Here is a 12,036-nt window from a genome sequence, read left to right on the forward strand (position 1 = left end):
GAAAGGAACGACCTATGGCACACAGTACATTATTTATGCTGATCCTTCTGGCGGTTGGGCTATTTGCGAAAAATCAGGCACTCATTATCGCTGTTGTTTTTCTGTTGGCGGTGAAATGGATCGGTCTTGGTGATAAGCTCCTGCCTGTGATCCAGACAAAGGGCATCAACGTAGGCGTAACGATCATCACAATCGCTGTTCTGGTGCCGATTGTGACCGGCGAAATCGGCTTTCGTGATCTACAGGAGGCGCTGAAATCCTCTTATGCCTGGATCGCGCTGTTCTCAGGCATCTTTGTCGCGGTGATTGCGGCGAACGGAATTGAGCTCCTGCAGAGTGATCCGCATATCACCGTCGCGCTTGTCGTGGGCACAATCCTGGCGGTAGCCTTGTTTAACGGCGTGGCAGTCGGTCCTTTAATCGGCGCCGGCATCGCCTACCTGGCGATGAAAATTGCAGACATGTTCTCTTCCCTCGGGGGTTGAGAGCATGTTTCTATGTCAGCCTTTTTTGAAGGATGTGAGATGCGATTACCTGTCGAAATAAGACGCTTGCCCTGTGTTGGCGCATTCACGCACATCGAATGACAAAGAAAACAAAACCAGCACGGCTCATGTGAAAGAAAAGTGAGAAGTAAATAGAATCATCTGAATATTTAATTCTTTGAAAATTTAGCGTTCACAAAATTGTGAGAAATGGTATAATGAAAACTGAGTGATGTGAGGTACATAGCGTAGTCACTTTCGTTGTCTTTTTCCGATCAGTTACGTAACCGCTTACGAATCCAGCATGTTTATCTGTGTATTTCTGAGGGAACAAAAAAAGAGAATGACATTTTCCTGAAATAGTAATGGGGGATTGAGTGAGGCCTCATTCTTTTTTGCGGTTGCGCGCATTGGTTGAACCGAACGACATTTCTTTGCAAAGGAGAGGTAACATGAGTACAACTAAGGGATTAGAAGGTGTTGTTGCGACAACATCCAGTGTCAGCTCCATTATCGATGATGTATTGACGTACCGCGGCTACAATATCGATGATCTGGCTGACCACGCAAGCTTTGAAGAGGTTATCTATCTGCTTTGGAACGAGAAACTCCCGACACAGGAGGAGCTCCAGGCATTTAAGAAAGATCTTGCATCTGTATCCAAAGTACCGGATGCAGTCATTGAACAAATGAAATCGTACCCGATTGAAAAAGTACATCCAATGGCTGCGCTCAGGACGGCTGTGTCAAATCTGGCTTTATTTGATGATGAAGCGGATTCTCATGATGATGAGGCCAACCGTCGGAAAGCTCTGAAACTTCAAGCCCAGTTACCGACCATCGTTGCAGCATTTGCAAGAATCCGTCAGGGGAAACAACCGGTGGCACCGAAAGAAGAGTTGAGTTACGCAGCAAATTTTCTCTATATGCTTAATGAAAAAGAACCCGATGAAACATCGGTAAAAGCGATCGATAAGGCACTTGTTCTGCACGCAGACCATGAGTTGAATGCGTCAACGTTCACGTCTAGGGTCTGTGTGGCAACGCTCTCGGACATGTATTCCGGCGTGACATCAGCCATCGGCGCTTTGAAAGGGCCACTTCATGGAGGTGCCAACGAACGCGTTATGGCAATGCTCAATGAGATCGGCACAGTGGATAAAGCAGAAGACTATATCAAAGATGCATTAGAACGCAAAGTCAAGATTATGGGCTTCGGCCACAGAGTTTATAAAAATGGAGATCCCCGAGCGAAGCATTTGAAAGAAATGTCCCGTCAGATGACGGAGATCACCGGCGAGACCAACTGGTATGAGATGAGTGTCAAGATCGATGAAATCGTCACGAATGAAAAGGGATTGCTTCCGAATGTTGATTTTTACTCGGCCAGTGTGTACCACAGTCTGGGGATTGATCACGACCTGTTCACACCAATTTTCGCCGTAAGCCGGGTGTCAGGCTGGATTGCGCATATTCTGGAGCAGTATTCCAACAACCGTCTCATCCGTCCGCGGGCAGAATATGTTGGCCCGGACAAGCAGAGCTGGATTCCGATTGAAAAAAGGAAATGATCAACGATCAGGTTATGGACGGATAGCTGGCTATTCGTCCTGACCATAGATGAAAGCCCGGGCAAAAGCTTTTGTCCGGAAGCTTCACTGTGCCCAAATTGATGATAAAATTGGGCGCGATACTTACTTGGGAGGTAATTGAATGATGGCAGGAGAAAAAATTACAGTTAACAATGGCGTTTTGAATGTACCAAATGAACCGGTGATTCCATATATCGAAGGGGACGGTATCGGTCCGGATATCTGGAAGGCATCGTCACGAGTCATTGAAGCGGCAGTTGAAAAAGCCTATAACGGTGAAAAGAAAATACACTGGAAAGAGGTGCTCGCCGGTCAAAAAGCACATGATAAAACGGGAGAGTGGCTTCCAGACGAAACACTGGAAACGATCCGTGAATATTATATCGGGATCAAAGGTCCTTTAACCACGCCGATCGGTGGCGGTTTCCGTTCACTGAATGTGGCGCTTCGCCAGGAACTCGATCTCTATGCGTGTGTCCGTCCGGTGCGCTGGTTTGAAGGTGTTCCTTCACCAGTGAAGAAGCCAAACGATACGGACATGGTTATTTTCCGTGAGAATTCAGAAGATATCTATGCCGGTATTGAATATCAGGAAGGAACACCGGAAGTCAAAAAGCTCGTCGATTTCCTGCAAAATGAAATGGGCGCCACGAAGATCCGTTTTCCGGAGACTTCAGGCATTGGTGTGAAGCCCGTTTCCAAAGAAGGGACAGACCGGCTGGTCCGGGCTGCCATTCAGTATGCCATTGATGATAACCGTAAGAGTGTCACACTCGTGCACAAAGGGAATATCATGAAGTTTACTGAAGGAGCTTTCAAAAACTGGGGTTACGAACTGGCTGAGAAAGAATTCAGCGACAAAGTCTTTACTTGGGCTGAGTATGACCGCATTGTGGAAGATCAAGGCAAAGACGCTGCAAATGATGCGCAGTCGAAAGCCGAAGCGGCAGGAAAAATCATCGTGAAAGATTCCATTGCGGATATCTTCTTGCAACAGATCCTGACGCGTCCAAAAGAATTTGATGTGGTGGCGACAATGAACCTGAATGGTGACTACATTTCCGACGCATTGGCAGCTCAGGTTGGCGGGATCGGCATTGCGCCGGGTGCGAACATTAACTATGACACCGGTCATGCGATTTTCGAAGCCACACACGGCACAGCGCCGAAGTATGCCGGAATGGATAAGGTCAATCCGTCGTCAGTTCTTCTCAGTGGTGTGCTGATGCTGCGACACCTCGGCTGGGTGGAAGCCGCGGATATGATTGAAGCATCCATGGACAAAACGATTGGAAGTAAAACGGTCACTTATGATTTCGCCCGTCTGATGGACGGTGCGACAGAAGTGAAATGTTCAGAGTTTGGGGATGCTTTGATCAATAATCTTTAAGATATTCGTATGATGACCGGAATTCCACAAGCGGAATTCCGGTCATCATGATCAAAAAAATAATGAAAGCGTTTTAATCCAGTTAATCAAAAGGGAGCGATGAATCATGGCGATTAAAAGACGAAAGATCACAGTAGTCGGAGGGGGATTCACCGGCACAACCACAGCACTGATGGCAGCGCAGAAAGAACTTGGTGATGTCGTGCTGATCGATATTCCGAAGATGGAAGACCCAACGAAGGGAAAAGCGTTGGATATGAAAGAGGCGAGTCCGGTTCAAGGCTTTGACAGTAAGATTACCGGAACGAGTGATTATCAGGATACAGCAGGTTCGGATGTCGTCGTGATCACGGCCGGTATTCCAAGGAAACCGGGAATGAGCCGTGACGATCTCGTCAGTACAAATGCCGGGATCATGAAGAGTGTGACAAAGGAAATTGTGAAGCATTCACCGGATTGCTATATTATCGTTCTGACGAATCCGGTTGATGCAATGACGTACACCGTCTTTCGGGAATCCGGTTTTCCTAAAAACCGGGTCATCGGTCAGTCTGGGGTTCTTGACACAGCGCGATTCAATACGTTCGTTGCAGAGGAACTGAATGTATCGGTGGAAGATGTGCAAGGGTTTGTTCTCGGTGGACACGGTGATGATATGGTCCCGATGCTCCGTTACAGTTTCGCTGGCGGGATTCCGCTTGAAAAGTTGATTTCCCAAGAACGTCTCGACGCGATTGTGGAGCGTACCCGTAAAGGCGGCGGTGAAATCGTCAACCTGCTGGGAAGTGGAAGCGCCTATTACGCGCCTGCCGCATCGATTGTTCAGATGGTTGAAGCCATTTTGAAAGACAAAAAACGCATTTTGCCTTCGATTGCCTACCTCGAAGGCGAGTTTGGGTATTCAGACATCTACCTGGGTGTACCGACCGTTATCGGTGGGGATGGAATCGAAAAAGTGCTTGAACTCGATTTAACCGATGAGGAGAAGAAGGATCTGGATAAATCCGTAGCTTCTGTCAAGAAAGTGATGGAGATTCTCTGATTCGTTAACCACCTCAGACGGATGATCTTACAGGAGGGAATGTTATGTTCCAGAAACGTAAAATCGGCAAGACGATTGATCAGCTGGAAATCGGAGATTCGTATGAAACGGAGAAGGCTTTGACGGATAAGGATATTCTCCTGTATCTCGGGTTATCCGATGATGCCAATCCGGTCTATATTCAACACGATTATGCTTCTCGTACACCTTATGGAAAACCGGTCGTCCCGCATATTATGCTGGCAGGCATGGTGTCGTCTGCCATATCAATGGAATTACCCGGACCAGGGTGTTACATTCAAGAACATCATTTGAAATATCCTAAGCCCCTGTATCATTATGGGCAGTTAAAAATCTATCTTGAAGTGACGGCGATCGATATCGACAATCACGAGGTGACGATTGGGGTAAACGGCTATGACAGAGATGACGAGGAAGTCCTGACGGGGCATTTTCAAGTCAGCCCGGCATATCCATGGAAACCTGTCACACAGGATGCAGGTAATTTCGAGAATTTTTAAATGACAAACCCGGTAGCCGTTGCATGACAGGTTACCGGGTTTTCTATATGAATCAACCGAGGCGGCATTTCAGGATTTCATCATAGGAGAATGTATACTTTTGTAGTATGATGAGTGCAGAAGTACGCAGATTCAGGGGAATCGAAATGTGGAGGAGATAGCATGTCACAACGAATTTTAATAGTGGATGATGAAGAATCCATCCTGACATTATTACAGTACAACCTGGATCAGGCAGGATTCGAAACCGTCACTGCGACTGATGGCAAAATCGCATTTGAGCTTGCCAGTGAAAAGGACTTTGATCTGATTGTTCTCGATCTCATGTTGCCGGAGATGGATGGTCTTGAGGTCTGTAAATCGTTAAGGCAGCTGAAGATCGCCACGCCGATCCTGATGCTCACAGCGAAGGATGAAGAGTTTGATAAAGTGCTGGGGCTGGAACTTGGTGCAGATGATTACTTGACGAAACCATTCAGTCCAAGAGAAGTCACTGCCAGAGTGAGGGCGATTCTGAGACGATCGGCAGTTGCACCTGCAAAGAAAGACGATGAACAGGAGAATACGAAAATCATTCTCGGTGACGTTCATATTTTTCCGGAGAATTACGAAATTTTTCTCCATGGTGAGGCACTCGAACTGACACCGAAGGAGTTTGAGCTGCTGATGTACCTGACAAATCACCCGGGGCGGGTATTGACGAGAGATCAGCTCTTAAATGCCGTATGGAATTACGAATTTGTGGGGGACACCCGCATTGTGGATGTGCATATCAGTCACCTCCGTGAAAAGATTGAACCGAATACCAAGAAGCCGGTTTATATTAAAACCGTCAGGGGTTTAGGTTATAAGCTGGAGATGCCAATCCGTCATGACTAGTTACCGGATTCGTCTGTTGTTGCCGCTCTCGATCATCATCCTCGTAGTTCTGATAGGACTTGGCGCGATCTTAGGCCCTTTTTTCAAAGAATTCTATTTTGACCGGATGCATGACCGCATTTCGAAAGAAGCCGAGGTAGCTGCCTATAATTTCGAACGGATCGATTTCAGTGATGACGGGCTGCTTCAAGAAGAGGCAGAGGCGTTAAGTGAACGCTTTGAAGTCCGAATCACGGTGATTGATGGCGAAGGGGTGGTTCTGGCAGAGTCGTATGAAGATCCTGCCGTCATGGATAATCACCTGAATAGGCCTGAAATTCAATCTGCCATTGCAGGAAACTTTGACAGGGAAATCCGGTACAGTGACACGGTGAATGCCGAACTGCTTTATTTTGCTTTGCCGCTGAACGGGGATGAGGGAGAAGGTTTCGTTCGTCTGGGTATCCCGATGGATGAACTGGATTCCCTGTATCAAAACATTTGGGCTTTGTTATTTGTTTCGTTTTTGGTGGCGTTTGTGATCATTTTGATTCTCACTTCCCGATTGACAAACCAGATGATCCGGCCGATTGAAGATGCGAGAAGGGTGGCCAATGAGTTGGCCGAAGGGAATTTCTCTGCCCGTGCTTATGAGGGGAACAGCTATGAGACCGGTGAATTGAACCGGTCGATCAACGTCCTGGCGAAGAACCTGATGCAGATCACTCAGACGTATGAACGTCAGCAGGAACGGTTGGAGACGCTGATTGAGAATATGGGCAGTGGTCTGATCCTCATCAATCATACGGGCGATGTGACACTCGTCAACCGCAGCTGTGATGTGATTTTTGGTGAAAATACGCAGGAATGGCATGGAACCCTGTATTATCAGGTGATTCGTAATAAAAAAATCAATAAATTCATTCAGCGTATTTTTCTCACTGAAGAGCGTAAACGCCGGCAAATCAGTATTGCTTCCGGGATTTACCTGAACCATTACGATGTGCACGGGGCGCCGATTATTGCACAGGACGGAGAATTGAAAGGTATTGTTCTCGTTTTTCACGACATTACTGAACTGAAGAAACTCGAACAGGCCCGAAAAGATTTTGTGGCGAACGTCTCTCATGAGTTGAAAACACCGGTAACTTCACTGAAAGGGTTCACGGAAACGCTTCTCGAAGGGGCGATGGATGACGAGGAATTGCGACTGAAGTTCCTCACCATCATCGCCAGTGAATCCGATCGCCTTGAAACACTGATTTTCGAACTGCTGGAGCTCTCACGGATTGAAGGCGACACCTTTCAACTCAACTGGCAAACAGTCGATCTTGAAGAACAGATCGATGAGGTCGTTGAAGTACTTGGTGAAAAAGCGGATGCGAAGAAAATGACGCTTGAAAAGACAATCAAAGGCAGTCCGATTCTTGCAGGCGAAGCGGCGCGAATTAAACAGATTCTTATGAATCTTATTAACAATGCCATCGTTTATACGCCGGAAGGTGGTACAGTGATGGTCAGTGTGAAGGAGCAAAATGAACGGGTGCTTCTGGAAGTGGAAGATACAGGGATCGGGATGAGTAAAAAAGAAATTCCCCGTATTTTTGAACGCTTTTACAGAGTGGACCGTGCCAGAAGCCGGAACTCTGGAGGAACCGGCTTGGGACTGGCGATTGTCAAACACCTCTCAGAGGCCCACCAGGCGATTTTATCTGTGGACAGCGAACCGGGAAAAGGGACCGTTTTCCGCATTGCCTTTTTGAAGAACCTGCCGGAAAAGTAATATTTACAAAAGATTAATACGCTCTTCATACAGGATTTACATTGATTGGGTATACTCCAATTGTGTACTTCCTTAAGGAGAGTTCCCTTACCAGGATTCCCCTTGAGTACATCTTGATGAGAAACGGTGGCCCCCCTGAGCCGCCGTTTCTTTTTTGTACTGTAAAATGATAGAATGAGAAGGACTAGAATGATCACGCGAGGAGTGGGAAAACGATGAATAAATTCGTATTGATTGACGGAAACAGTATTGCCTACCGGGCATTCTTTGCTTTACCCTTGCTGAATACAGATAAAGGTGTCTACACCAATGCGGTGTACGGCTTCACAACCATGCTGTTAAAAGTACTCGAAGAACAGCAGCCGACGCATCTGGCGGTTGCTTTTGATGCGGGAAAGACAACGTTCAGACACGAAACCTTTAAGGAATACAAAGGGAAACGGGAGAAAACCCCGCCTGAATTGGCGGAACAGTTGCCGGTCATGCGTGATTTGCTGAAGGCCTTTCGAATCGATTCCATTGAACTCGATCAATATGAAGCAGACGACATCATCGGGACGTTGTCCACACAGGTGGCCGAAGATGAAGAGTGGGAAGTACATATTTACACGGGAGACAAGGACCTGCTGCAACTTGTGAATGACCACGTCACCGTGCATTTGACGAAAAAAGGGATTACCAACGTGGACACCTATCAGCCCAAGCAGGTGGATGAACGGTACGGGTTGACCCCGGCGCAAATCATTGACCTGAAGGGTCTGATGGGTGACAGCAGTGATAACATCCCGGGTGTCCCTGGGGTTGGTGAAAAAACGGCTTTGAAACTGTTGAATCAGTTCCACTCGCTCGAAGGCGTCTACGAGCATCTTGAAGAAGTATCGGGGAAGAAGTTAAAAGAAAAGCTTCAGGACAATGAACAAGAAGCGCGAATGAGTAAACAACTGGCGACGATTTACCGTGAAGTCCCTTTGACATTGAAACCGGCGGACCTTGCCAGAGGAGAGGTTGATGAACAGGCTGTCAAGCAGCTGTTTAAAGAATTGGAATTCCAATCACTCTTGAGCAAATTCGGTGGAGATGTGGAAGAAAAAGTGGCGATGGAAAATCTGACGATCACGGTCCTGTCAAACGATGCCCCCCTCCTCGATAAACACTTGCACTCCCCATCTGCGCTCTATATTGAGATGCTCGAGGAGAACTATCATGTTGGAGAAATAACGGGCGTTGCAATTGCCAACGCAGCGGGTATCTTTTATATGAGTGCTGACTATGCGTTAAAGAATGATCATTTCAAAGCATGGGCCGAAGACGATCAGACGGTGATCTATACATTTGATGCGAAACGAACCGTTGTGGCCCTCGGCTGGAAAGGCATTCAACTGAACGGGATCACATTTGACGTGCAAATGGCATCTTATCTGATTGATCCATCAGCCGGCAGTCATGAAATTGCAGATATAACGAGTCGTAAAGACGGTAAACAGGTACAAACGGACGAAGCGGTCTATGGCAAAGGGAAGAAACAGCAGCTCCCAGAAGAGAATGAGCTCGCACAGCATCTGGGCCGAAAAGCCGCGGCAATTCTTGATCTTCAAGAAAGTCTGAAAAAAGAGCTTGAAGACAATCATCAATGGCAGCTGTTTGAGGATCTCGAGATGCCTTTATCGGTGATCCTCGGCAGAATGGAAGCCCACGGCATTGCCGTGAATCAATCTGAACTCGAGAACATGGGTGAAGATCTCACAAAACGGCTCGATGAGTTGGAGAAAAAAATTCACGAAGCAGCGGGAGAGACCTTCAATATCAATTCACCGAAGCAGTTGGGTGTGATTCTGTTCGATAAGTTGAAACTGCCGGTGATCAAAAAGACCAAAACCGGCTATTCGACCTCAGCGGATGTGCTCGAAAAGCTGAAGGGCGAGCATGAAGTCATTGACCACATTCTCTTTTACCGGCAGCTCGGAAAGTTGAATTCAACCTATATCGAAGGATTACTGAAGGTGATTCATCCGGTAACAGGAAAGATACACACGATTTTTAATCAGGCAGTGACCCAGACAGGGCGACTCAGTTCGACAGAACCAAACCTGCAGAACATTCCAATCCGCCTTGAAGAAGGAAGGAAAATCCGTAAAGCATTCATTCCTTCACAAGAAGGGGCAAGCCTGTTTGCGGCAGACTATTCCCAGATTGAACTGCGGGTATTGGCTCATATCTCCAAGGATGAAAATCTGATACAGGCGTTTAAAGATGGCATGGATATTCACACGAAAACGGCCAGTGATGTCTTTGGTGTGAGTACGGATGAAGTGACGTCCACCATGCGACGCACGGCGAAGGCGGTCAATTTCGGGATCGTTTACGGGATCAGTGATTACGGACTGAGTCAGAATCTCGGCATTTCCAGAAAAGAAGCCCGCACCTTTATTGACCGGTATTTCGAAAGTTATCCCGGCGTCAAAAAATATATGGAAGATGTCGTTGAAGAGGCGAGGGAAAAAGGCTACGTCACAACGATGCTTCAGCGCAGGCGCTATTTGCCGGATCTGACGAGCCGGAATTTCAATCAGCGAAGTTTTGCAGAGCGCACGGCGATGAACACACCGATCCAGGGATCGGCCGCAGACATTATAAAAAAAGCGATGGTCGACATGTCGCGTGCGATGAAAGAGGCGGAACTGTCTTCGGTGATGCTGCTTCAGGTCCACGATGAACTGATTTTCGAGGTGCCGGAAGACGAAATCAAGACGATGGAAAAACTCGTGAAGGAGATCATGGAGTCCACTGTTGAACTCAATGTCCCATTACTCGCAGAAATGGAACACGGGAAAACCTGGTACGATGCCAAATAAGCTTCATGCATGTGAAAGGAAGACGTCAGAATGCCCGAATTACCGGAAGTGGAAACCGTTCGTAAAACGTTGGAAGAATTAATTACTGGAAAAACCATTGATCACGTATGGGTAGGCTGGCCGAAAATGGTGAAGAAACCGGATGATGCCGAAGCCTTTAAAACCATGCTTTTGAAGGAGACCGTTGAAGCGGTGGAGAGGAAAGGGAAATTTCTTAAGGTGATTCTTCATGAACACGTGCTGGTGTCTCACTTAAGAATGGAAGGGAAATACGCGCTGCATCAACCCGGCGCCGAACCATCAAAGCATACGCATGTTATTGTGACATTCACCGATGGTACAGCACTGCATTATGCAGATGTCCGGAAGTTCGGGACGATGCACCTTTTTCCAAAGGGGGAAGAAGAAAACCATCCGCCATTATCAAAGCTCGGTCCGGAACCGGTAGGACCAAATGCGATTCAGTCAGCTGAGCTGCACCGCAGACTGATGCGGACTTCGAGAGCTGTAAAAGCAGCACTGCTGGATCAAGCTGTGCTGACAGGACTCGGAAATATTTATGTGGATGAAGCCTTATTCCAGGCAGGAATCCATCCTGCGACCCCGGCGCATCAACTGACCGCGCAGGAAGTAATGACTTTACATCAGGCCGTTCAAAAGACGCTTCTGGATGCGATCGCACAAGGAGGGACTTCGATTCGCTCCTATGTCAACGGCAGAGGAGAGATGGGGTACTTTCAGCAACAACTGTACGTATATGGCAGAGCCAAAGAGCAGTGCCGCGTATGCAGAACTGAGATCATACGGACAGTCATTGCCGGCCGGGGAACGCATATCTGCAGCAAGTGCCAACCATTGCAAAACAAATAGAGAGGACGATCAATGATGAAGATCGGGTTAACCGGTGGAATCGGAACTGGAAAAAGTACGGTAGCAAAATTATTCAGAGCCCAAGGCTGGGTGGTCGTGGATGCGGATCAGATTGCTAAACAGGTGGTGGAACCACATGAGCCTGCGTTTGAAGCGATTGTAACGGTGTTCGGGGATGACATCGTGGATGAGGAAACAGGTGCTTTGGATCGGGAGAAGCTCGGAAGAATCGTTTTTCAGGATCAGGAAAAACGGCAGCAGTTAAATGACATCGTTCATCCGGCCGTCAGGGAACGGATGACCGCAGAGGCGGAAGAAGCCTTCGACTACGGTGCGGAAGTTGTGGTGTTGGATATCCCCCTTCTCATCGAGAGCGATCTCTTTCATCTCGTTGACTGCACGGTACTCGTCTATGCCACAAAAGAACAGCAACTTGAACGGATCATTGAGCGAAATGGTTTATCTGAAGAAGAAGCAGCGAAACGGATCAATGCGCAGATGCCAATTGATGAAAAGCGAGCGAAAGTCGATGATATTATTGATAACAGAAGAGGCTTTGAAGCACTGAAAACGGAAGTGGAAGCCTATGTGAATCGCATACACCAAGAGTTGCATTACTGATCAAAAAGCTGCCCGGAAACTG

At 47.4% G+C, this 12,036-nt stretch carries 10 protein-coding genes; all 10 read left to right on the forward strand.

What is annotated here, in order from left to right; genetic code table 11:
* Positions 1-14: 14 nt before the first annotated feature.
* The 10 genes from BBEV_RS04445 to coaE all read left to right on the forward strand — a co-directional run bounded on the left by BBEV_RS04445 (position 15) and on the right by coaE (position 12,014).
* Complete coding sequence (locus BBEV_RS04445) at positions 15-485, forward strand: DUF441 domain-containing protein (RefSeq protein ID WP_069364369.1); 471 nt, start codon at positions 15-17, stop codon at positions 483-485.
* Between the two features lie 452 nt (positions 486-937).
* Positions 938-2,056 (forward strand): citrate synthase, encoded by a 1,119-nt coding sequence (gene citZ / locus BBEV_RS04450; RefSeq protein WP_069364370.1) that lies wholly within the window; start codon positions 938-940, stop codon positions 2,054-2,056.
* 142 nt (positions 2,057-2,198) lie between these two features.
* Positions 2,199-3,467, forward strand: a complete 1,269-nt coding sequence (gene icd, locus BBEV_RS04455) for an NADP-dependent isocitrate dehydrogenase (RefSeq protein ID WP_069364371.1) — start codon at positions 2,199-2,201, stop codon at positions 3,465-3,467.
* A gap of 106 nt (positions 3,468-3,573) precedes the next feature.
* Positions 3,574-4,509 carry a malate dehydrogenase gene (gene mdh, locus BBEV_RS04460; protein WP_069364372.1) on the forward strand — a complete coding sequence of 312 codons (936 nt, stop codon included), beginning with the start codon at positions 3,574-3,576 and terminating at the stop codon, positions 4,507-4,509.
* Between the two features lie 44 nt (positions 4,510-4,553).
* Entirely contained in the window at positions 4,554-5,030 is a 477-nt protein-coding gene (locus BBEV_RS04465) for a MaoC/PaaZ C-terminal domain-containing protein (protein ID WP_069364373.1), read from the forward strand.
* Positions 5,031-5,192: 162 nt separating this feature from the next.
* Positions 5,193-5,909 carry a response regulator transcription factor gene (locus BBEV_RS04470; RefSeq protein WP_069364374.1) on the forward strand — a complete coding sequence of 239 codons (717 nt, stop codon included), beginning with the start codon at positions 5,193-5,195 and terminating at the stop codon, positions 5,907-5,909.
* Complete coding sequence (gene pnpS, locus BBEV_RS04475) at positions 5,902-7,671, forward strand: two-component system histidine kinase PnpS (RefSeq protein WP_069364375.1); 1,770 nt, start codon at positions 5,902-5,904, stop codon at positions 7,669-7,671. Before BBEV_RS04470 ends, pnpS begins: the two co-directional genes overlap by 8 nt.
* Before the next feature lie 215 nt (positions 7,672-7,886).
* Positions 7,887-10,523 carry a DNA polymerase I gene (gene polA, locus BBEV_RS04480; protein WP_069364376.1) on the forward strand — a complete coding sequence of 879 codons (2,637 nt, stop codon included), beginning with the start codon at positions 7,887-7,889 and terminating at the stop codon, positions 10,521-10,523.
* 30 nt (positions 10,524-10,553) lie between these two features.
* A complete protein-coding gene (mutM, locus tag BBEV_RS04485; RefSeq protein ID WP_069364377.1) occupies positions 10,554-11,393 on the forward strand; it encodes a DNA-formamidopyrimidine glycosylase in 840 nt (279 codons plus the stop codon).
* A gap of 15 nt (positions 11,394-11,408) precedes the next feature.
* Positions 11,409-12,014: a dephospho-CoA kinase gene (gene coaE / locus BBEV_RS04490; RefSeq protein ID WP_069366591.1), complete on the forward strand. Its 606-nt coding sequence runs from the start codon at positions 11,409-11,411 to the stop codon at positions 12,012-12,014.
* The last annotated feature ends 22 nt before the right edge of the window (positions 12,015-12,036 follow it).

The organism is Salisediminibacterium beveridgei (genome assembly GCF_001721685.1).
Taxonomy (GTDB): Bacteria; Bacillota; Bacilli; order Bacillales; family Salisediminibacteriaceae; genus Salisediminibacterium; species Salisediminibacterium beveridgei.

Coding starts and splice junctions, on each gene's coding strand:
- BBEV_RS04445 (WP_069364369.1), top strand. CDS start 15: ATGGCACACAGTACATTATTTATGCTGATCCTTCTGGCGGTTGGGCTA.
- citZ (WP_069364370.1), top strand. CDS start 938: ATGAGTACAACTAAGGGATTAGAAGGTGTTGTTGCGACAACATCCAGT.
- icd (WP_069364371.1), top strand. CDS start 2,199: ATGATGGCAGGAGAAAAAATTACAGTTAACAATGGCGTTTTGAATGTA.
- mdh (WP_069364372.1), top strand. CDS start 3,574: ATGGCGATTAAAAGACGAAAGATCACAGTAGTCGGAGGGGGATTCACC.
- BBEV_RS04465 (WP_069364373.1), top strand. CDS start 4,554: ATGTTCCAGAAACGTAAAATCGGCAAGACGATTGATCAGCTGGAAATC.
- BBEV_RS04470 (WP_069364374.1), top strand. CDS start 5,193: ATGTCACAACGAATTTTAATAGTGGATGATGAAGAATCCATCCTGACA.
- pnpS (WP_069364375.1), top strand. CDS start 5,902: ATGACTAGTTACCGGATTCGTCTGTTGTTGCCGCTCTCGATCATCATC.
- polA (WP_069364376.1), top strand. CDS start 7,887: ATGAATAAATTCGTATTGATTGACGGAAACAGTATTGCCTACCGGGCA.
- mutM (WP_069364377.1), top strand. CDS start 10,554: ATGCCCGAATTACCGGAAGTGGAAACCGTTCGTAAAACGTTGGAAGAA.
- coaE (WP_069366591.1), top strand. CDS start 11,409: ATGAAGATCGGGTTAACCGGTGGAATCGGAACTGGAAAAAGTACGGTA.